The sequence below is a fragment of the Blautia sp. 2227st1_G12_2227SCRN_220401 genome (assembly GCF_039062885.1).
Lineage (GTDB): Bacteria > Bacillota > Clostridia > Lachnospirales > Lachnospiraceae > Blautia_A > Blautia_A fusiformis.
In genome coordinates, this window is sequence record NZ_JBCLNI010000011.1 from 20,558 (window position 1) to 41,618 (window position 21,061).

Below are 21,061 nucleotides of genomic sequence, written 5' to 3' on the forward strand. Positions count from 1 at the left end.
CGGCATAACGACCGCATGATTATTAATTAAAATTTATAAATGGAGGGAAATTAAAATGGCAAAATTAACAACAGAAGAATTTATTGCAGCAATCAAAGAATTATCTGTATTAGAGTTAAATGACCTTGTAAAAGCTTGTGAGGAAGAGTTCGGCGTTTCCGCAGCAGCAGGTGTTGTTGTAGCAGCAGCAGGTGCAGCAGGCGAGGCAGCTGAGGAGAAAGATGAGTTTGACGTAGAGCTTACAGAGGTTGGCGCTAACAAAGTTAAAGTTATCAAAGTTGTTCGTGAGGTTACAGGTCTTGGACTTAAAGAGGCTAAAGCTATCGTTGATGGTGCTCCGAAGGTTGTTAAAGAGGGCGCATCCAAAGCTGAGGCTGAGGACATCAAAACTAAACTTGAGGCTGAGGGAGCTAAGGTTACACTTAAATAATCCAGTCAGAATAAGAGCTTTGAGGCTGTTGTGCCTGCCGGTTTACCGGCGGCACAGCAGCTTTTTTAGTGAAAAAATCCAGGGTAAATCTTGCTTTTTGAAGAAAAAGAAAGGATAATAAAGGAGACAGGAAAGGGTGGATGGAATATGAAACGAAAAATAATGGCCTGTATCCTTGCTGCTGCGTTGGGAATCACAGGAGTTTCTTTTCCGACGGCAGCCAAGACAGTGTCTGTCGGAAAAAATGTAAAAAATATAACTGTAAACGTGAAAAATCCTCTGGATGAACTTCGGGCTCAGGAAGCTGCAATGCAGCAGCAGGAGGAGCTTGAAGAAGAGGAAAATATGCCGGAACAGGATCTGGATCCGCTTGTGCTGGATAACGATGGCAGTGTGGTTCCTGCATCACAGGCATCCTGGACAAAAATAGAGTCAGGTGCTGTAGAAGCAGTGGATGTATCAGAGGCACCGGGGGATGAGGAAATATCGGAAAATTCAACTGAAGACACATTTTCAGATGGAAGCACAGATGGAGATTTTGACACAAATAAGAATATTTCTGACAATGCAGCAACGGAAGATGGCAGTGAGGATATTCAGACAGCAGATGGCAGTATCAGCGGAGAATTGCCGGCAGATTTTTCCGAAGGAACGGAGAATGGCGATAACGGTTCCGAAGAACTTCAGCTTCAGCAGGAAAACGATAATGAAAACGTCGCAGAGCCGGATAATAATGAAGCTGATGAAGGCGCAGGTCAGGCACAGACTGATTTTACAGATGATGCCAATGCTGCTGGGGATTTTTCCGCAGGAGATGCTTCAGATGGAGAACTTGGAACTTATCAGACTGTGACTCTGGAAGTTGAGGAAGGACAGGATATCACAGCACCCTTGAACACACTGTTTCTTGAATTGAAAGATCAGGCCACAGATGAAAATCCCTGCAAGATCATAATTCCACCGGGAAATTATGAACTGACAGGTACACTTTGCATGTACAGTAATATGTACTTATATGCAAGAGACGCTAATATTACAAAAACGTCTACCACCAAACATCTGATCCTCCGTCTTGGAAATACCAAAGATTCAGAAGGCGGATATGATGGATATCGCAACATTGTGATCGATGGAGGAACCTGGGACTACAATTATCAGTGTGTGGAAAATAAGGATGCACCTGGCGGATTTGTGGGATTCTGCATTGGACATGCTACGAATGTTACGATTAAAAATGCTACATTTCTTAATAATCTGAAATCTCATTTTCTGGAATTCGGCGGAGTGAAAAATGCCAAGATCACAGGCTGTACATTCAGTGGCTACTATAAGAACTATGTGGAAGGTGGACAGGAATGTATTCAGATCGACTGCTGTACAGATGAGAGCAATGTTTTTCCGCAGTACAGACCTTATGATGGAACGACCTGTGAAGATTTTGTGATCGATGGAAATGTGTTCGAAGATGTCTTTACAGGGCTGGGAACGCACAGTATGATGTCCGGAAAAACATATAAAAGGATCACAGTTACGAATAATACTTTCCATAATGTAAAAAAACGCTGTATAAGGTTTATGAATTATGAAGATTCTACAGCAGAAAATAATACTATGGTAAATGTGGGAAATGGAGTGGACATTTCTTCTGTGAGCAGCAATACACACCAGACGACAGGTTATGATGATGGACCGGACATGCTGAAAAACAGGAATCTTCGTGTGGCAGGAAACTACATCAGCCTTGCCAGAACTACCAGTATTGGTGGAATTGCATGGATCTGCAGTGGTATAAAAGTTTCAGGCTATAATATGAAAAAAGATGGAGCTGTGCTCCCTAAAAAGATATATCCGGTAAAAGGTGTGACTGTAGAAGATAATCAGATCAGCGGATATGGAAACGGAATCAGCATGTCTCTTACTGACACAGATACCGTAACAGATAATCAGGTAAAAATGAAAAAAACTTCTTCATATTCCAATTTTGGAATTTATGCCCAGGATTCCAGAGGAAGCGTTATCAGCAGGAATACAGTGTCCGGAACTGCAAATACGGGAATTTATCTCTCCGGTTCTGTCTATGCAGCAGGATCAGAACAGAAAAATCTTGTAGAGCAGAATACTGTTTCCGGAGCAGGCGGAGATGGAATTTATCTGCAATCTGTAAATACTTCATCTACTGCACAGAAGAATACTGTTAAATCATCGGCCGGTTCGGGAATACGTGTAAATGCAGGAAAAAACAATAATGTTCTTGGTAATACCTGTTCGTCTAACAAAAATCATGGCGTGAAAATTGAGTATGTGGCCGGTGGAGTCAGGGTAAAAAGCAATCGTGTGACATCAAATGCAAAAAGTGGTATTTTGCTCTGGGAATCAAAAGTATCCGAAGTTTCAGGAAACCGTGCGGAGAAAAATACAGGGAATGGTGTTTACGCATATGCATCTGTAATACCGGTCATGAAAAAGAATACATTTTGTGAAAACGGAAAGGTTCAGGCGGTATATGTAAAAAGCTGCAAAGGATGGGCCAGCATCAACCGTCCTTCCTGCAGAGCTGTTACATCAAGAAGTACAGCTATAAGCGGAACTGCATCAGGCAGCCAGACAGTTATTGCATATGTGCAGCGTTCCGGAAAACAGACAAAGCTGGGGATATCGTCAGTAAACAAAAAGAAACAGTACATTATTAAAATAAAGAAGCAAAAAAAGAATACTGCTCTGAAACTCGTCTCAAAAGATAAATACGGAAATACAGTAACAGTAAATACTGTTGTGAAGTAAGTATGTGTGATAAATAAAAGATTCTGTTCCGGATATCCATACATCGTATGTATAGAAGGAACAGAATCTTTTTTTTTGAAAAATGTAAAAAAATCAAAAAAAGTGCTTGACACACTTTTTTTCTTATGTTAAAGTGGAGGATGCTATATTATGGCTAGATATGCCTGCCTAAAAGTCAGGCGGGATCATGTTGTAATAAATAATAAAAAAACAGGGGTGAAACGTCAATGGAAAAAAACAGAATTCGTTCTGTAAAAACTGGAAAAAGCATGCGTATGAGCTACCAGAGACAAAAAGAAGTCCTGGAAATGCCAAACCTGATCGAAGTTCAGAAAGATTCCTACCAGTGGTTTCTTGACGAAGGTTTAAAAGAAGTATTTGATGATATTTCTCCGATCGCAGATTACGGCGGAAAGCTCAGTCTGGAATTCATCGATTTCACATACGATGAAAAAGATGCAAAATATTCCATCGAGCAGTGTAAAGAACGTGACGTGACTTATGCCGCACCTTTGAAGGTTCGAGTAAGGCTGATCAATAAGGAAACAGAAGAGATCAACGAACACGAGATTTTCATGGGAGATTTACCGCTGATGACAGCTACAGGTACCTTTGTTATCAATGGTGCTGAGCGTGTTATTGTCAGCCAGTTAGTACGTTCCCCTGGAATCTACTACGCGATCGCTCATGATAAGCTTGGTAAGAGACTGTTTTCCAGTACTGTAATTCCGAACAGAGGTGCATGGCTGGAGTACGAGACAGATTCAAATGATGTATTTTATGTACGAGTAGACAGAACAAGAAAGGTTCCGATCACTGTTCTGATCCGTGCACTGGGCATTGGAACCAATGCTGAGATCATCGATCTGTTTGGTGAAGAGCCAAAGATCCTTGCCAGCTTTACAAAGGATACCTCCACAAACTATCAGGAAGGTCTCCTTGAGCTGTATAAGAAGATCCGTCCGGGCGAGCCGCTTGCAGTAGAGAGCGCAGAGAGCCTGATCATGGCAATGTTCTTCGATCCGAGAAGATATGACCTTGCCAAAGTCGGACGTTATAAATTTAATAAGAAGCTTCATTTCAATAAACGTATCGTAGGCCACAAGCTTTCCCAGGATGTTGTAGATACAACAACAGGTGAGATCCTTGCTGAGGCTGAGACACTTGTTACAAAAGAGCTTGCTGATACATTACAGAATTCCGCAGTTCCGTACGTATGGATCCAGGGTGAGGAGAGAGAGATCAAAGTCCTTTCCAGCCTTATGGTTGATATCCGTCACTATCTGCCGGAGCTTGAGGATCCGAAGTCCCTGGGTGTTACAGAATTAGTATACTACCCAGTGCTCGAAAAAATTCTGGAAGAAAATGACACATTTGAGGACAGATGTGATGCGATCAAACGTGATATCCACGACCTGATTCCGAAACACATCACCAAGGAAGATATCCTTGCGTCCATTAACTACAATATGCATCTGGAGTATGGCCTTGGTAACGATGATGATATCGACCACCTGGGCAACCGTCGTATCCGTGCTGTCGGTGAGCTGCTTCAGAATCAGTACCGCATCGGTCTTTCCAGACTTGAGCGTGTGGTACGTGAGAGAATGACAACACAGGACACAGAGAGTATTTCTCCGCAGTCCCTGATCAATATCAAACCTGTAACTGCAGCAGTAAAAGAATTCTTCGGATCATCCCAGCTGTCACAGTTCATGGATCAGAACAACCCGCTTGGAGAGCTGACTCACAAGAGAAGACTTTCCGCACTGGGACCTGGCGGTCTGTCACGAGACAGAGCCGGATTCGAGGTTCGAGACGTACATTATTCCCACTATGGAAGAATGTGCCCGATCGAGACTCCTGAGGGACCGAACATCGGTCTTATCAACTCCCTTGCATCCTATGCAAGGATCAATCAGTACGGCTTCGTAGAGGCTCCGTACAGAAAGATCGACAAAACAGATCCTTCCAACCCGCGTGTAACCGATGAGGTTGTATACATGACAGCGGATGAGGAAGATAATTACCATGTAGCACAGGCGAATGAGCCGCTGGATGAAGAGGGACACTTCATTCATAAGAACGTTTCCGGTCGTTACCGCGAGGAGACACAGGAGTACGAGCAGCACATGTTCGATTACATGGATGTATCTCCGCGAATGGTATTCTCCGTTGCTACAGCCCTGATCCCGTTCCTGCAGAACGATGATGCGAACCGTGCGCTGATGGGATCCAACATGCAGCGTCAGGCCGTTCCGCTTCTTACAACAGAGGCTCCGGTTGTTGGTACAGGTATGGAGACCAAGACAGCTGTTGACTCCGGTGTATGCGTTGTTGCAAGAAAAGCAGGTACAGTACTTCGTTCCACATCTACAGATATCTCTATCAAGAATGATGACGGAACAAAAGATGATTATCATCTGACTAAATTCATGCGAAGCAACCAGAGCAACTGCTACAACCAGAGACCGATCGTGTTCCAGGGTGAGCATGTTGAGGCAGGACAGGTTATCGCGGATGGCCCGTCTACATCCAATGGTGAGCTTGCACTTGGTAAGAACCCGCTGATCGGATTTATGACCTGGGAGGGTTATAACTACGAGGATGCTGTTCTTCTTAGTGAGAAACTGGTACAGAATGATGTTTATACATCTGTCCATATTGAGGAATATGAGGCAGAATCCCGTGATACCAAGCTGGGACCGGAAGAGATCACACGTGACGTTCCGGGTGTCGGCGATGACGCTCTGAAGGATCTGGATGAGCGCGGTATCATCCGTATCGGTGCTGAGGTACGTGCCGGTGATATCCTTGTCGGTAAGGTTACTCCTAAGGGAGAGACTGAGCTTACTGCTGAGGAGCGTCTCCTTCGTGCTATCTTCGGTGAGAAGGCAAGAGAGGTACGTGATACTTCCCTTAAGGTACCGCACGGTGAGTATGGTATTATCGTAGATGCCAAGGTATTTACAAGAGAGAACGGCGATGAGCTGAGCCCTGGAGTAAATCAGGCAGTACGTATTTATATTGCACAGAAGAGAAAAATCTCCGTTGGTGATAAGATGGCTGGTCGTCATGGTAACAAGGGTGTCGTTTCCCGTGTACTTCCGGTTGAGGATATGCCATTCCTTCCAAACGGACGTCCTCTTGATATCGTGCTGAATCCTCTGGGTGTACCTTCCCGAATGAACATCGGACAGGTCCTGGAGATCCACTTGAGCCTTGCTGCCAAAGCACTTGGCTTCAATATTGCAACACCTGTATTCGATGGCGCAAACGAGGTTGATATCCAGGATACTCTGGAGCTTGCCAACGATTACGTTAATACGGAAGACTTTGAGGAATTCCGTGAGAAATATAAAGACATCCTTGCACCGGATGTTATGCAGTATCTCGATGAGAATAAAGCTCACAGAGCACTCTGGAAGGGCGTTCCGATCTCCAGAGACGGTAAGGTAAGACTTCGTGACGGACGAACAGGCGAGTACTTCGACAGCCCTGTAACGATCGGTCACATGCACTACCTGAAGCTGCATCATCTGGTAGATGATAAGATCCATGCACGTTCCACAGGTCCATACTCCCTTGTAACACAGCAGCCTCTGGGTGGTAAAGCTCAGTTCGGTGGACAGCGTTTCGGAGAGATGGAGGTTTGGGCACTGGAGGCATATGGTGCTTCCTACACACTGCAGGAGATCCTGACAGTGAAGTCTGATGATGTGATCGGACGTGTTAAGACCTATGAAGCGATCATCAAAGGTGACAACATTCCTGAGCCAGGTATTCCTGAGTCCTTTAAGGTACTTCTTAAAGAGCTTCAGTCTCTTGGTCTGGATGTACGTGTGCTCAGCGAGGACGGATCAGAGGTACACATTATGGAAACCTCTGATTACGGAGATACTGATCTTCGTCATGTCATCGAGGGCGATTCCAGAGGACGCAGAGATGAGGAGTCCTTCGGTAAACACGGCTACACCAAGCAGGAGTTCAGCGGAGAAGAGCTTGTCAATGTAGAAGAAGATGAGGACATGGAAGACGAAGATGATATGATCGAGTTTGAAGAGTCCTTTGATGATGAGGAATAAGAAAGGGGAAAGAATACATGGCAGAAACAACCAACGCCAATGAAACATATCAGCCAATGACTTTCGATGCCATCAAGATCGGACTGGCGTCCCCTGAGAAGATCAGAGAGTGGTCACACGGTGAGGTTTTAAAACCTGAAACGATCAACTACAGAACCTTGAAGCCTGAGAAGGATGGTCTTTTCTGTGAAAGGATTTTCGGACCGAGCAAGGACTGGGAGTGCCACTGTGGAAAGTACAAAAAAATTCGCTATAAAGGCGTTGTCTGCGACAGATGCGGTGTTGAAGTAACCAAATCTGCCGTTCGTAGAGAGCGTATGGGACACATCGAGCTTGCAGCTCCGGTGTCTCATATCTGGTACTTTAAAGGAATTCCGTCCCGTATGGGTCTGATCCTTGATATTTCTCCGAGAACACTGGAGAAAGTGCTTTACTTTGCTAACTATATCGTTCTGGATCCTGCAGATTCCGGACTTATGTACAAACAGGTACTCACCGAGCGTGAGTACCAGGAAGCACGTGAGTCTTACGGAGAAGGATTCCGTGTAGGTATGGGTGCCGAGTCCATCATGGAGCTCCTTCAGGCTATCGATCTTGAAAAAGATTCTGAAGAACTGAAGGCAGAGCTTGTGGATGCAACAGGCCAGAAACGTGCAAGGATCATCAAACGTCTTGAGGTTGTGGAGTCCTTCCGTGAGTCCGGCAACCGTCCTGAGTGGATGATCATGACCGTTATCCCGGTTATCCCGCCGGATCTTCGTCCTATGGTACAGCTGGACGGAGGACGTTTTGCAACATCTGACCTGAATGATCTTTACAGAAGGATCATCAACAGAAACAACCGTCTGAAAAGACTTCTGGAGCTTGGTGCTCCGGATATCATTGTCCGCAACGAGAAGCGTATGCTGCAGGAGGCTGTAGATGCCCTGATCGACAACGGACGCCGTGGACGTCCTGTAACAGGCCCTGGAAACAGAGCTCTGAAATCCCTTTCCGATATGCTGAAGGGTAAATCCGGACGTTTCCGTCAGAACCTTCTCGGTAAACGAGTTGACTATTCCGGACGTTCTGTAATCGTCGTAGGACCTGAACTGAAGATCTATCAGTGTGGTCTTCCGAAAGAGATGGCTATCGAGCTGTTCAAACCTTTCGTTATGAAAGAGCTTGTTGCCAACGGAACTTCCCACAACATCAAAAATGCCAAGAAAATGGTAGAGAAGCTTGAGCCGGCAGTATGGGATGTCCTTGAGGACGTCATTAAGGAGCATCCGGTTATGCTGAACCGTGCACCTACACTGCATCGTCTGGGTATCCAGGCATTCGAGCCGATCCTTGTAGAAGGTAAGGCGATCAAGCTTCATCCGCTTGTTTGTACCGCGTTCAACGCTGACTTCGATGGTGACCAGATGGCTGTACATCTTCCGCTTTCCCAGGAAGCACAGGCAGAGTGCCGTTTCCTTCTGTTATCACCGAACAACCTTCTGAAACCGTCAGATGGTGGTCCTGTAGCCGTTCCTTCACAGGATATGGTCCTTGGTATCTACTACCTGACACAGGAAAGACCTGGAAACAAGGGTGAGGGCAAGTTCTTTAAGAGTGTCAACGAGGCAATTCTTGCATATGAGAACAAGGTCATCACACTCCAGACAAAGATCATTGTCCATTGTCATAAGACAATGCCGGACGGAACTGTTTTAAGTGGCAATGTTCAGTCCACACTGGGACGTTTCCTGTTCAACGAGATCCTTCCGCAGGACCTTGGATTTGTGGACAGAAGCGTACCTGGAAACGAACTGCTTCTTGAGGTTGATTTCCTTGTAGGTAAGAAACAGCTGAAGCAGATCCTTGAAAAGGTTATCAATACTCACGGTGCAACAAAGACAGCCGAGGTACTTGACTCCGTTAAGTCTATGGGTTACAAATACTCCACACGTGCAGCCATGACCGTATCTATTTCCGATATGACCGTGCCGCCGCAGAAGCCGGAGATGATCAAGCAGGCTCAGGATACTGTTGACCGTATCACAAAGAACTACAAACGTGGTCTTATCACAGAGGAAGAGCGTTACAAAGAGGTTGTTGATACCTGGAAGAAGACCGATGATGAGCTTACAAAGGCACTTCTTACAGGTCTTGATAAGTACAACAACATCTTCATGATGGCTGACTCCGGAGCCCGTGGTTCCGATAAGCAGATCAAACAGCTTGCCGGAATGCGAGGACTGATGGCTGATACAACCGGTCATACCATCGAGCTCCCGATCAAGTCAAACTTCCGTGAAGGTCTTGACGTACTGGAGTACTTCATGTCCGCTCATGGAGCTCGTAAAGGTCTTTCTGATACCGCTCTTCGTACAGCCGATTCCGGATACCTGACAAGACGACTTGTTGACGTATCCCAGGATCTGATCGTTCGTGAGGCGGACTGCTGTGAGAACAGAGCAGAGATCTCCGGTATGGTCGTTCGTGGATTCATGGACGGAAAAGAAGAGATCGAGAGCCTTCAGGAGCGTATCACAGGACGTTTCTCCTGTGAGACAGTTAAGAATAAAGACGGAGAAATCCTTGTTAAAGCAAACCACATGATCACACCGAAGCGTGCAGCCCGTATCATGAAAGAGGGCGTAAGCAACCAGACAGGCGGACCGATCGACAAACTGAAGATCCGTACCATCCTTTCCTGTAAGTGCAAGGTTGGTGTCTGCGCAAAATGTTATGGTGCGAACATGGCTACCGGTGAGCCGGTACAGGTTGGTGAGTCTGTTGGTATCATCGCAGCACAGTCTATCGGTGAGCCAGGTACACAGCTGACCATGCGTACTTTCCATACCGGTGGTGTTGCCGGTGGAGATATCACACAGGGTCTTCCTCGTGTCGAGGAGCTTTTCGAGGCAAGAAAGCCGAAGGGTCTTGCGATCATCACAGAGATCCCAGGTGTTGCCACGATCAACGACACTAAGAAGAAACGTGAGATCATCGTAAACGATCCGGAGACAGGCGATTCCAAGACTTACCTGATCCCATACGGTTCTCGTATCAAAGTCCTTGACGGACAGGTTCTTGAGGCCGGCGATGAGCTGACAGAAGGTAGTGTAAATCCGCATGATATCCTGAGAATCAAGGGTGTGCGTGCAGTTCAGGATTACATGATCCGTGAGGTCCAGCGTGTATATCGTCTGCAGGGTGTTGAGATCAACGATAAGCATATCGAGGTTATCGTTCATCAGATGCTGAAGAAGATCCGTATCGAGGATAACGGAGATACAGAGTTCCTGCCAGGAACACTTGTTGATGTCCTTGATGTTGAGGAAGTTAACGAGAAACTTGAGGCAGAGGGAAAACAGCCGGCAGAGGGAAAACAGGTTATGCTTGGTATTACCAAAGCATCCCTTGCTACAAACTCCTTCCTGTCAGCAGCATCCTTCCAGGAAACAACAAAAGTCCTGACAGAGGCTGCTATCAAAGGTAAGATCGATCCGCTGATCGGTCTGAAAGAGAACGTTATCATCGGTAAGCTGATTCCTGCAGGTACAGGTATGAAGCGTTACAGTGAGATCAGTCTTGACACAGGAATGCCGGAGGTAAAAACAGCTTCCGAGGAGCCTGAGGATACAGAGGAAATTTCCGTAGAGGAAGAGAAGACTGAGACTGCTCCGGAGGAAGAGACCATTGCTGTTGAAGAGACAGCAGAGGAAACTGCACCGGTAGAAGAATAAGTCGATATACCTTGCTAATATAAATAAATCTCCCCCCGGAAATCCGGAGGGAGATTTCTGTTTATAAGCAGGGATTTTCTGAGAGAGGAGGGATTGCGATGGACAAGGAACTGCCAATTTCCCCGTGGCCGGAATGGAAGATCGTAAGCAAGATCGGGGAAGGTTCTTTTGGAAGAGTGTATAAAGCTCAGAGAACTGAGAAGGGACGTTCTTTTTACTCGGCAATTAAGATAATCACAATCCCCGCCAGTAAAGGGGAACTGGACAGTGTGCGCTCAGAATCCGGCGATGAAAGATCCGTCCGCGGTTATTTCGAAAATCTGGTGGAAGAGTGCATTCAGGAAGTAAGCACCATGGAGTATTTCCGGGGGAATTCCCATATTGTATCTGTAGAAGATTACAAGGTGATGGAATATCTGGACGAGATCGGATGGGATATTTTTATCCGCATGGAATATCTCACAAGCTTCATGGAATATTATGCAGGAAAAAATCTCACAGAAAAAGAAGTGATGAAGCTGGGTATCGATCTTTGCAAATCACTGGAATACTGTGGGCAGCTTCATATTATCCATAGGGACATCAAACCTGAGAATATTTTTGTATCCAGATTCGGGGATTTCAAGCTGGGAGACTTTGGAATCGCCAGAGAACTGGAAAAAACCATGAGTACCCTTTCAAAAAAGGGAACTTATTCCTATATGGCGCCGGAGATGTACAGGGGAGAACAGTACGACAGCAGAGTGGACATTTATGCACTTGGCCTGGTGTTATATAAACTGATGAATCATAACAGGCTTCCGTTTCTGAATCTTGAAAAACAGCTGATCACATACAGAGATAAGGAAAACGCACTCACGAGGAGGATGTCAGGCGAAACACCGCCTGCACCTGTGGATGCGGGAGAGGCTTTCGGCTCCGTTATCTTAAAAGCCTGTGCCTATGATGCAAAAGAACGATATCAGACTCCTGATAAGTTTCGGGAAGCACTGGAAGAAATCCGGTATGGAGCGGCAAACAGAGAACAGGGAGTTCATGAGAAACAGAAACCAGTGGAGGAAAGACCTGTTCCGGAGTCCATGCCGAAGTTTCTCCAGGAGGGTGCAGCCAGACAACTGGCAAGAACAAGTCAGCTGAATACGAATGCGATCCGTCAGGCACGTAGAAATCCCGCGCCGGTATCCGTACAGCAGGAGAAACCGATAGCCGGAGAAATAGCAAAAAATGCAGCCCGTAATACGCCAAAGGCTCAGAGTCCAATACAGAAGCCTCAGAAATCTGCATCCGGAAAAACAGCATCCGAAAAAGATAGCCGGCCCGGTTATTCGTCAGGACGTTCCCTTCAGTCAGAACCCGGTATAAGAAAAACCGGAGCTGTAAAGCCCAGAGTTACCTCTATCACAGATATGGAAGACGACCGTGATCAGAATCTCCAGGAGTGGGAGGAATCCGTGACAGAGAATGGCGGAAATACCGATGACAGAAAGAGGCGGAAAGGCATTTTTAGAATGCTCATAACTGCCGGGATCCTTGTTGTGCTGATCGGAGGGATCCTTGCGGTACGAACGATACGGAAACCTGCGGATAATGGAGAGCCTTCGTATACAGATTCTGATGATTCTGATGCTCTGAACAAAGGAAATTTCGGTACTGCAGACAATTCGGATAAAAGCTTCGCACAGGCAATGGAAACGATACGTGACCATGCGACAACCATAGAAAATGCTCTGGACAGTTATAGACGTGAAGGTACAGAGGGGGATCGTCTGCGCTTTTATAACGGATCAGGAGAGATTGCCAAAGTACTTGTATATCCCGGCAGTTCCGCAGATGGCGTTTATGAGGAATATTTTTACTGGGGCGAGCAGATGTTTTATACTTATGTATGGGACGGAGATGAGAAGCAGTATTTTTATTATCAGGACGGCCTTCTGATCCGATGGATCGATGCAGATGGCAGGGTGCATGATAAAGAGAGCGATAACGACAAATATGTAGAACTGGGAGACAAATACTGGAGTAATTCTGTAATGGAGCTTCAGCAGTAATGTCGAAGGGGTTTTTACGAAAGGAAAAAGAATGGCCTATCAGATTGATTATGCGTATACATGTCACACCGGAAAGGTGAGGACAAATAATGAGGATAATTTCTGGTGCTGCGGAGTGCGTCTGCCGGTGCACAACCAGGGGGTTGACGGGATCCTGGCAGGTCATACACAGCACTGGAAGCTTCCAATGCTGGCCGTTTTTGACGGCATGGGAGGAGAAAGCTGCGGTGAAATGGCAGCTTCTGCAGCTGTGGAAGCGCTGGGAGGCTTCTATGAAGAAAACAAAAAGACCCTGAAAAAAGAGCCTGTGGTTTTTCTGACAGGAGCCTGCGAAAATATGAATGAGGCAGTATGTCGCTACAGCAATGAAAACTGTATCAGAAGCATGGGAACAACCATGGCACTTTTGTCTTTCAGTGAAAAGGCGATCTATGCCTGTAACCTTGGGGATAGCCGTATCTACCGTCATTTTCAGGGGAAGTTCCAGCAGATTTCCACGGACCATGTGATCGGTGGAAAAATGCTGGGAAAAGCTCCGCTGACGCAGTATCTGGGCTTCCAGGAAGAAAACATGGCACTGGAGCCTTCTATCGTGGAGATCGGTTATCAGCCGGGAAGCTCGTATCTGATCTGTTCAGATGGAGTGACAGACATGCTTTCTGATCAGGAGCTTCAGAAGATCCTTGACGGGACAGAAACCGCAGAAGAAAAAGTAGGTAAGATCCTGGAACAGGTATTGGAAAGAGGCGGCAGAGATAATGTGACACTGGTCCTTGCACAGATCAGCGGCTATGAAGAAAAAAATCTTCTCAAACGCTGGGCAGAACGCCACAGTACCGGACGGTAATAAACCCGGGGAGTAAGAAAAGGGATAAGGAGAAAATTTGTGATGAGAAATCGAATGCAGGATCTTGATTTTGAACAGACAGTTGCCTTCGATTCAGTGAAGGACTTTGAATTTACAAGAAAGGCGGCACAGAAGTTCCGCCAGGTTGTCAGTCTGGATTCTTTTGAGGATGAGGATGCAGATGTTATTTTTCATTATCTTTACAAGGAGATGGAACTGGTTTCCTTTGGTGACTATCTGAAACGATATGTGTATGAGCGTGCAGAGCTTGAGGAGCCTTTCTCCCAGGTGCCGCAGGAAGTCTACAGGGAGATCGTTGTGGAATCCTTCAAGGAAACCTACACACCGAAATCTATGTCACCTACATCAGCCAAGCTGAGTTCTCTGGTGAATAACTGGCTGACTCAGGCATCTGTGAAACGTGAAACAGTTTTTCTTCTGGGGTTCGGACTTCGGATGAGTACAGAGGATGTTTCAGGTTTTCTGACCCGGGTGCTTCGTGAGCAGGATTTTGATTTTCATAATCCGGAAGAAGTGATCTACTGGTATTGCTATCGGAATCATCTTGGCTATTATAAAGCGGAGGAATATAAAGAAACCTACAAACAGATGACTCCGGTGGAAAAAAAGACCGGAGAGATCGTGTATGGCACAGGGCTTTGTCTGGACAGTGAAGAAAAGCTTCTGGAATATCTGGCTTTTCTGAAAGGAAGACATGATGATCCGAAATCAGAGAAGAGCCAGGCTTTTCAGGAATTTATGATCCTTCTGGAGCGGGCAAGGAAGATCATTGCAGCCATGTATCAGGAAGATGAGGAAGAAAACGGTGGCAAAAAGATCTGGAAGCCTGAGAATATCAGTGCTTCGGATCTGGAAAAGGTTATCTGCAGCGGGATCCCCATTAATAAAATGGGAAATCTCAAAAAGATGTCCGCATCCATTCTGGCAAAGCATTTCAGCCAGAAGCGCTTCAGCCGCCAGAGGATCAACAATATCCTGAACCATAAATTTCCGGTGGAGCGGTTTGATCTGATCACGCTGGAGTTTTTTGTGATCTCTCAGGAGATGGCAGAGGATGATCCGTATACGAGATACCGTCATTTTCTGGAGGAGATCCAGGAGATCCTGGCCCGCTGCGAAATGAGTGAGATCTACATAGTGAATCCATATGAGTGCTTTCTTCTGATGTGCCTGCTGACAGACTGTCCGCTGGCAGTATTTTCCGAGATCTGGGAAAAATCCTATGAAGAGGGAGAAGAAAAGAACTGAAAAAAGGATGATGCGTTTCGGTGACGCATCATCCTTTTTTTGTCCGATCCGGTAAGTCTGTTATTTTGTTATTCGTTGTAGTATCCATAGATCGCACGGCTGTCCTGTGCGATGGTGTTCTGTGCAGCAGAGGTATCGTTAAGATCCTGTGACATAAAGCAGACTACCAGGTCGATCCCCTTTGCTGTGTCATAGATGATGCCAGCATCATTTTCTACGTTATCCAGTTCACCAGTCTTGTTGGCAACTTTTACATCGGAAGGCATCTGCGCCGGAATCTTGTTTTTTCTGGTCTGCATTTTCAGAAGACGATACATATATTCGGCTCCTGCCAGAGTATCATTGTTATCGGTGGAAGTACCCTTGTCGATCTGGTAGATGGTCTTCAGAAATTTCCCGCAATCCTTCGCGGAAGTGTAGTTATCCCCATTGGAATTATCTGCAAGAAGAAGACGTCCCATGGAAGTGCTGGTGTATCCGTGATCCTGACAGAATTTATTCACACGGGCCATTCCGGCTGCGTCATCCCCGCCGCCAAGATAATTGACAAGTGTATTGGCAGCATCATTGTCGCTGACTGTGATCATGGAGTTCAGTGCATTGTCCAGCTGATCCTTGCTGTATTTGGAGGAAAGACTGTCATAATCCTCATATACAGCACCCATGATATAGAGCTTGATCAGGCTGGCAGCCTGCATCTGCTGATCATTGATGGTACCTTCGGTATTTTTTGCAAGATTGCATACATATACGGACCAGGTTCCGTTATCGGTGGGAAGAAGAGACTGTACCTGATTCAGAAGGTTGTCCATGCTGGAATCCGAATTGTCTGTGAAAGTGCTTCCGCTGGATGGAGAAAGAGTTCCTTCTTCCTGAGTGGAAGAAGAACTGTCCTTGCTGCCAGAAGCTTCGGAAGAATCGGAGGCTACAGATGTATCTGTGGATTCTTCCTGTGCGGAAGGACCCTGGACCTCAGCTGAAGATGCTGCGGCAGCAGCGCTGGAAACGGTAGGATCATCAGGATAAAGAGCATCCAGCTGATCGGCTTTGCTGCTGAGCTCAGCGGCAGAATCAGAAACCTCCTGCACACTTTTCTGCAGCTTGTTAACTTTTGTCTGGAGAGATGCAAGCTTGTCCAGGGAGCGGACATTCAGTGCCCCAAGTCCTGCCAGTGCGATGACAAGCACTGCGATCACAATATACAGAAATGTATTTTTTTTCATATATAAACAAACTCCTTTTTATTATTGGAAATAAGCATCGATTCCATTGGCGATCCCTTCTGCCATAGTCTGCTGGAAGGAGGAATCCGCCATTTTCAGATCATCGCTCTGGTTGGTCATAAATCCCATTTCCACAATCGTCACCGGGATCGTGCTCCAGTTAATACCTGTCATGGAATCTGTGTAGATGATCCCGCGGTTCTGGAAACCGGTAGCTGCGCAGTAGGAATCCACAATGCATTTGGATAGTTTGTTGGAACTGTCATAGAGACTGGAAACATAAGGATTCTGCTGGGACGGACACATGGTCAGAGCACCGGAGACATCTGCAGAATCATCTCCGTTTGCATGGATACGGACACAGATCTCCGCACCCTGGGAAGCGACCAGTTCTGCACGCTCCTTGTTGCTGATAGCGGTATCATTGTCTGTCCTTGTCATTATTACCTGGTATCCACGCTGTTCCAGGATATCCTTAAGCAGAAGAGAAACGTCCAGATTCAGCTGATACTCCGGGAGACCGCTGAAGGAACCTCTGGTTCCGGTGGAAGCCTTGGCCTTCATGGTGGAGGAACCGGGGCCGTTCGGCTCTGTGGCGCTCATATCAACATTTTCACTCTGATGTCCGGGATCGATTCCGACGATATGGCCGTTGTTGGAAGCAGAAGAGGTATCATTACCGCCATCGGTGAATCCTTCACCACCGGCTTCACTGAAAACAGAGGGTTTGGTTGTTTTCTGACTGTTTTCGGCTTCCGGTGCCCGTTCATGTTCACCAGTGTTGTTTTTGACAGCTTTTTCTGTCTGTGCCCGCTGCTGCAGGCATTTGTTGGCTGCCTGTTTCTTTTCGATCTTGGCTGTATAAAGTTCGATATCCTCTTTCATGGATTTCTGCTTTTTCTGGACCGGTTTGATCACGGAGGCCATTTTCTGGTCAACAGCATCGATCTTCCGGTAGGTTTTATAGCTGAGTCCAAAAAGTAATCCAATACAGATAAGACCCGTCAGAAACAGGACGATCGCCATCAGATGAGGCTTTTTTTCCATAAAAATACGTCCTTTCTTGGTGGGTGTTTGCATTTGTAAATATTATAAAGAAGGAGTCTGGAAAAAGCAATTGCGAAATTGTGCTTGACAACAGGAAAAAGTGTGGTACTATATATGTAAAATAATTATATATAAAAATTTTATATATAAAATAATTATATAAAGAGGTGTGCCTATGTATTATTATCCAGTGTCTGCAGTGCTGACGGAATGCCTGATCCTTTCTGTTGTAGAGCAGCAGGATTCTTACGGATATGAGATCAGCCAGACAGTGAAGATGGTAGCTTCTATCAAGGAATCCACATTGTATCCGATCCTTCGCAGACTGGAGACGGATGGTTATCTGACAACTTATTCAGAGGAATTTCAAGGACGGAAACGTAAATATTATTCCATCACAGAAGACGGACGGAAGCAGCTGGAATATTTGAGGAAAGAGTGGAGAGAATACCGCGATACTATAGACGATATTGTGGAAGGGAGACTTCGAAAATGACAAGAAAAGAGTATATGGAGCAGCTGAAGAAATATCTGAAGCGGCTTCCAAAAGAAGATTATGACAATGCCATTGAGTATTTTTCGGAATACTTCGATGAGGCTGGACCTGAGAATGAACAGCAGGTTATGGAAGAACTGGGACAGCCTAAAGAGGCGGCAAGGGAACTGCTTCTGAACCTTTTACAGGAGAGTGTTGGTGACAGTAAAGACATCACCGAGGAAAAAACAGCAGCTTTGCCGGCAGCAGGTTCATATTACGGAGAGAGCTCCCATGCACATAGCCGGACAGATTCAGGAAACCTGAGTACAACAGGGTACAGTACATCCGCAGGAAAGAAGCGTTCCCCCGGAAAGATCATTCTTCTCGCATTTCTGGTGATCTGTGCATCGCCGGTGAGCATTGCGCTGCTGTTTGCAGGCCTTGCAGTACTGGCAGCAGTGGTGATTGTCATCGCAGCAGTGATCTTTTCCATGGCAGTTACAGGTGTATCAGCAATTGCCGGAGGTATCGTGCTCACAGGTTTCGGCGTGACATTGATCGTAAGATCTCTGGCAGCATCCTGCATGATGGTCGGCAGTGGATTTCTGATGGCAGGTGCGGGAATCCTCGTTGGAGTACTTACCATATATATATGTAAATGGTGTGCAATGGGAATCGGCCGTCTGGTTAACAGACTTGCAAGAAAGAAGGTGCATAAAAATGAATAAGATTGCAAAAACAGTGCTGATGACAGGTACAGCACTCTGTGTAGCGGGAGTTGTTCTTTCCACAGCAGGATATTTTGCAGGGGGAAAAGATTTCACATATACTTCAGATCATATGTATGTATCCGGAGGAAATTCTTCCAGTCGTAAAAATCTTACAGTAATGAAAAAAGAACAGATTGATGATTTTACGAAGCTGAATGTGGATTTTGAGGATTTTGATCTGGATATCCGTACCTCAGATGATGACCATTATTATATGGAATATAAGCTTGAGAAAAACGGGAGGAAAAATCCTCTGACCTGGAAGGATAAGGATGGAGAGCTCACGCTTGAGGAGTCTGCAGGCGGCAGTGGAAGTTATTATATAACCTATGATCTGGGGATATTTTCTACACATGCGGATCTGACAGAAAAGAAAGATGCATTGAATACGGTGGTTCTTTATATTCCGGAGAAGGCACAGCTTTCCGAAGCGGAGCTTCAGCTTTCCGACGGGGATTTTGCTGCCGATCAGCTTTTGTGTAAAGAAATGACCTTGGAACTTCTCAGTGGAGATCTGATGCTGGATAAGGGCGAGTTCGAAAAGTTTGATGCAAAGCTTTCCGACGGGGATCTGAATGTAAAAGAACTTCAATGTACAGATAACATGCAGCTGAAATCCGGAAACGGAGATGTGACCATAAAAAAGGCAGAGCTTGCAGATGGGCAGATAGCTCTCAGCGACGGAGATATTCAGATAGACAACAGCAGCTTTAACGGAGATATGAAGATCAATAGCTCTTGCGGTGATGTTTCTGTAGAAATGAAGAACGGCAGTGCAGAGAAAACCAATATTTATCTGAAAGCTACAGACGGAGATGTGGACACGGAGGGGCTTTCCAGGGGAAAAACCGACAATGAGGAAGACACCTCTGTTTATGAGAACAAGGCCGGTGCTTCAGCACCGACTTTAAATGTGGAATGCAGCGATGGGGATATTACATTAACAGAATCTGAAAAATAAAGAATATGAATATCCGCCTGACTATGCATCTGCTTGTAAAAATCCTAAAAAAGAATAAATGAAATTATATGAAGCGCAGGAGTTTTTCCGGAGAAAAATTCCTGCGTTTTTTGGCTGAAATGTATTGACAAATCCCTGTACTATGATATAATTCAATCAAATCACAGAAAACATATATAGTTACTAGGAAATAAGGAAATGGACATAAAGGAAATAAGGAGGATATCATCATGGGTAAAATTTACGGAAGCGCACTGGAACTGATCGGAAACACACCGCTTGTAGAGGTTAAGAACGTAGAGAAATCTGAGGGACTTGAGGCTACAGTACTTGCCAAGCTTGAGTATTTTAACCCGGCAGGAAGCGTTAAGGACAGAATCGGTAAGGCAATGATCGAGGATGCAGAGCAGAAAGGTATCCTGAAACCAGGCGCAACCATTATCGAGCCAACATCCGGCAATACAGGAATCGGACTTGCAGCCATCGCAGCTGCCAAGGGCTATAAGACGATCCTCACCATGCCGGAGACCATGAGTGTTGAGAGAAGAAACATCCTGAAGGCATATGGTGCAGAGGTAGTTCTCACAGACGGAGCCAAGGGAATGAAGGGTGCCATTGCCAAGGCAGAAGAGCTCGCCAAGGAGATTCCGGGAAGCTTCATCCCCGGACAGTTTGAGAACCCGGCTAACCCGAAGGCACATGCAGCAACAACAGGCCCTGAGATCTGGAATGACACAGACGGAAAGGTAGATATTTTTGTAGCAGGTGTTGGTACAGGCGGAACGATCACCGGTACAGGTGAGTATCTGAAGAGCCAGAACCCGAATGTGAAGGTAGTTGCTGTTGAGCCTGCAACTTCTCCTGTACTTTCTGAGGGAAAAGCAGGCCCGCATAAGATCCAGGGTATCGGCGCAGGTTTTGTTCCGGACACACTTGACACCAAGGTTTATGACGAGATCATCCCGGTAGAGAACGAGGATGCATTTGAAACATCCAAACTCCTTACCAAGAAAGAGGGAATCCTTACAGGAATTTCCTCCGGTGCAGCTCTCTATGCTGCGATCCAGCTTGCAAAACGCCCGGAGAACAAGGGGAAAGTGATCGTAGCACTTCTTCCGGACAGTGGAGACCGTTACTACTCCACACCACTGTTTACAAAATAATCGATCCGAAGACCGCTTCTTTTGCCCCGAAGCGTGATTCTGCGTGATTATTTACGGCGCTCCTGAATGCCTGTCCAAGCAGGCTGCCGGAGCGCCGGTTTTATTCTTGATTTCATCGAATTAAGTAAGCCCTCTGTGGGGCTGTGGTTATTGTTCACTGGTAAGGTCCCGCGAAAAGCAATAAGCAGTGTGTGGGGACTTGCTTGTATCTTGTAGCTTTTTCAGGTATAATAGAGAAAACAA

Annotated in this window: 13 protein-coding genes; 11 read left to right on the forward strand and 2 right to left on the reverse strand. The window is 46.0% G+C overall.

Going from position 1 to position 21,061, the window contains the following annotated elements; genetic code table 11:
* The first annotated feature begins 55 nt into the window (after nt 1–55).
* The 7 genes from rplL (at nt 56) to ABCM67_RS07495 (ending at nt 15,176) form a co-directional block, all read left to right on the forward strand.
* Entirely contained in the window at nt 56–430 is a 375-nt protein-coding gene (rplL, locus tag ABCM67_RS07465) for a 50S ribosomal protein L7/L12 (RefSeq protein WP_015526302.1), read from the forward strand.
* Between the two features lie 147 nt (nt 431–577).
* Nucleotides 578–3,211, forward strand: coding sequence for a right-handed parallel beta-helix repeat-containing protein (locus ABCM67_RS07470; RefSeq protein ID WP_147602692.1), 2,634 nt, complete (start codon nt 578–580; stop codon nt 3,209–3,211).
* Nucleotides 3,212–3,438: 227 nt separating this feature from the next.
* Nucleotides 3,439–7,296 (forward strand): DNA-directed RNA polymerase subunit beta, encoded by a 3,858-nt coding sequence (locus ABCM67_RS07475; protein ID WP_021652198.1) that lies wholly within the window; start codon nt 3,439–3,441, stop codon nt 7,294–7,296.
* Between the two features lie 17 nt (nt 7,297–7,313).
* Entirely contained in the window at nt 7,314–11,012 is a 3,699-nt protein-coding gene (rpoC, locus tag ABCM67_RS07480) for a DNA-directed RNA polymerase subunit beta' (protein WP_015526299.1), read from the forward strand.
* Nucleotides 11,013–11,110: 98 nt separating this feature from the next.
* The gene (locus ABCM67_RS07485) at nt 11,111–13,060 is read left to right on the forward strand and encodes a serine/threonine-protein kinase (RefSeq protein ID WP_147602691.1); all 1,950 of its coding nucleotides are present in this window, start codon (nt 11,111–11,113) and stop codon (nt 13,058–13,060) included.
* Between the two features lie 31 nt (nt 13,061–13,091).
* Nucleotides 13,092–13,907: a protein phosphatase 2C domain-containing protein gene (locus ABCM67_RS07490; protein WP_147602690.1), complete on the forward strand. Its 816-nt coding sequence runs from the start codon at nt 13,092–13,094 to the stop codon at nt 13,905–13,907.
* Between the two features lie 42 nt (nt 13,908–13,949).
* Nucleotides 13,950–15,176 (forward strand): hypothetical protein, encoded by a 1,227-nt coding sequence (locus ABCM67_RS07495; protein ID WP_129975557.1) that lies wholly within the window; start codon nt 13,950–13,952, stop codon nt 15,174–15,176.
* A 68-nt stretch (nt 15,177–15,244) separates the two neighbouring features.
* Here ABCM67_RS07495 and ABCM67_RS07500 read toward each other — a convergent pair whose 3' ends face one another.
* Together ABCM67_RS07500 and ABCM67_RS07505 are read right to left on the reverse strand one after the other, a co-directional pair.
* A complete protein-coding gene (locus ABCM67_RS07500) occupies nt 15,245–16,399 on the reverse strand; it encodes a serine hydrolase (RefSeq protein WP_147602689.1) in 1,155 nt (384 codons plus the stop codon).
* A gap of 21 nt (nt 16,400–16,420) precedes the next feature.
* On the reverse strand, nt 16,421–17,446 hold the full coding sequence (locus tag ABCM67_RS07505; protein ID WP_329983839.1) for an N-acetylmuramoyl-L-alanine amidase: 1,026 nt from the start codon (nt 17,444–17,446) through the stop codon (nt 16,421–16,423).
* Nucleotides 17,447–17,621: 175 nt separating this feature from the next.
* Here ABCM67_RS07505 and ABCM67_RS07510 point away from each other — a divergent pair, with 175 nt between their 5' ends.
* The 4 genes from ABCM67_RS07510 to cysK all read left to right on the forward strand — a co-directional run bounded on the left by ABCM67_RS07510 (nt 17,622) and on the right by cysK (nt 20,818).
* A complete protein-coding gene (locus ABCM67_RS07510) occupies nt 17,622–17,942 on the forward strand; it encodes a PadR family transcriptional regulator (protein WP_015526294.1) in 321 nt (106 codons plus the stop codon).
* A complete protein-coding gene (locus ABCM67_RS07515; RefSeq protein ID WP_147602688.1) occupies nt 17,939–18,652 on the forward strand; it encodes a DUF1700 domain-containing protein in 714 nt (237 codons plus the stop codon). Before ABCM67_RS07510 ends, ABCM67_RS07515 begins: the two co-directional genes overlap by 4 nt.
* Nucleotides 18,645–19,655: a DUF4097 family beta strand repeat-containing protein gene (locus tag ABCM67_RS07520; protein WP_022427028.1), complete on the forward strand. Its 1,011-nt coding sequence runs from the start codon at nt 18,645–18,647 to the stop codon at nt 19,653–19,655. Before ABCM67_RS07515 ends, ABCM67_RS07520 begins: the two co-directional genes overlap by 8 nt.
* A gap of 230 nt (nt 19,656–19,885) precedes the next feature.
* Entirely contained in the window at nt 19,886–20,818 is a 933-nt protein-coding gene (gene cysK, locus ABCM67_RS07525) for a cysteine synthase A (RefSeq protein ID WP_022427027.1), read from the forward strand.
* Nucleotides 20,819–21,061 lie beyond the last annotated feature (243 nt).

Bases quoted from the DNA above. Each gene is read 5' to 3' on its own strand.
- rplL (WP_015526302.1), top strand. From the start codon at position 56: ATGGCAAAATTAACAACAGAAGAATTTATTGCAGCAATCAAAGAATTA.
- ABCM67_RS07470 (WP_147602692.1), top strand. From the start codon at position 578: ATGAAACGAAAAATAATGGCCTGTATCCTTGCTGCTGCGTTGGGAATC.
- ABCM67_RS07475 (WP_021652198.1), top strand. From the start codon at position 3,439: ATGGAAAAAAACAGAATTCGTTCTGTAAAAACTGGAAAAAGCATGCGT.
- rpoC (WP_015526299.1), top strand. From the start codon at position 7,314: ATGGCAGAAACAACCAACGCCAATGAAACATATCAGCCAATGACTTTC.
- ABCM67_RS07485 (WP_147602691.1), top strand. From the start codon at position 11,111: ATGGACAAGGAACTGCCAATTTCCCCGTGGCCGGAATGGAAGATCGTA.
- ABCM67_RS07490 (WP_147602690.1), top strand. From the start codon at position 13,092: ATGGCCTATCAGATTGATTATGCGTATACATGTCACACCGGAAAGGTG.
- ABCM67_RS07495 (WP_129975557.1), top strand. From the start codon at position 13,950: ATGAGAAATCGAATGCAGGATCTTGATTTTGAACAGACAGTTGCCTTC.
- ABCM67_RS07500 (WP_147602689.1), bottom strand. From the start codon at position 16,399: ATGAAAAAAAATACATTTCTGTATATTGTGATCGCAGTGCTTGTCATC.
- ABCM67_RS07505 (WP_329983839.1), bottom strand. From the start codon at position 17,446: ATGGAAAAAAAGCCTCATCTGATGGCGATCGTCCTGTTTCTGACGGGT.
- ABCM67_RS07510 (WP_015526294.1), top strand. From the start codon at position 17,622: ATGTATTATTATCCAGTGTCTGCAGTGCTGACGGAATGCCTGATCCTT.
- ABCM67_RS07515 (WP_147602688.1), top strand. From the start codon at position 17,939: ATGACAAGAAAAGAGTATATGGAGCAGCTGAAGAAATATCTGAAGCGG.
- ABCM67_RS07520 (WP_022427028.1), top strand. From the start codon at position 18,645: ATGAATAAGATTGCAAAAACAGTGCTGATGACAGGTACAGCACTCTGT.
- cysK (WP_022427027.1), top strand. From the start codon at position 19,886: ATGGGTAAAATTTACGGAAGCGCACTGGAACTGATCGGAAACACACCG.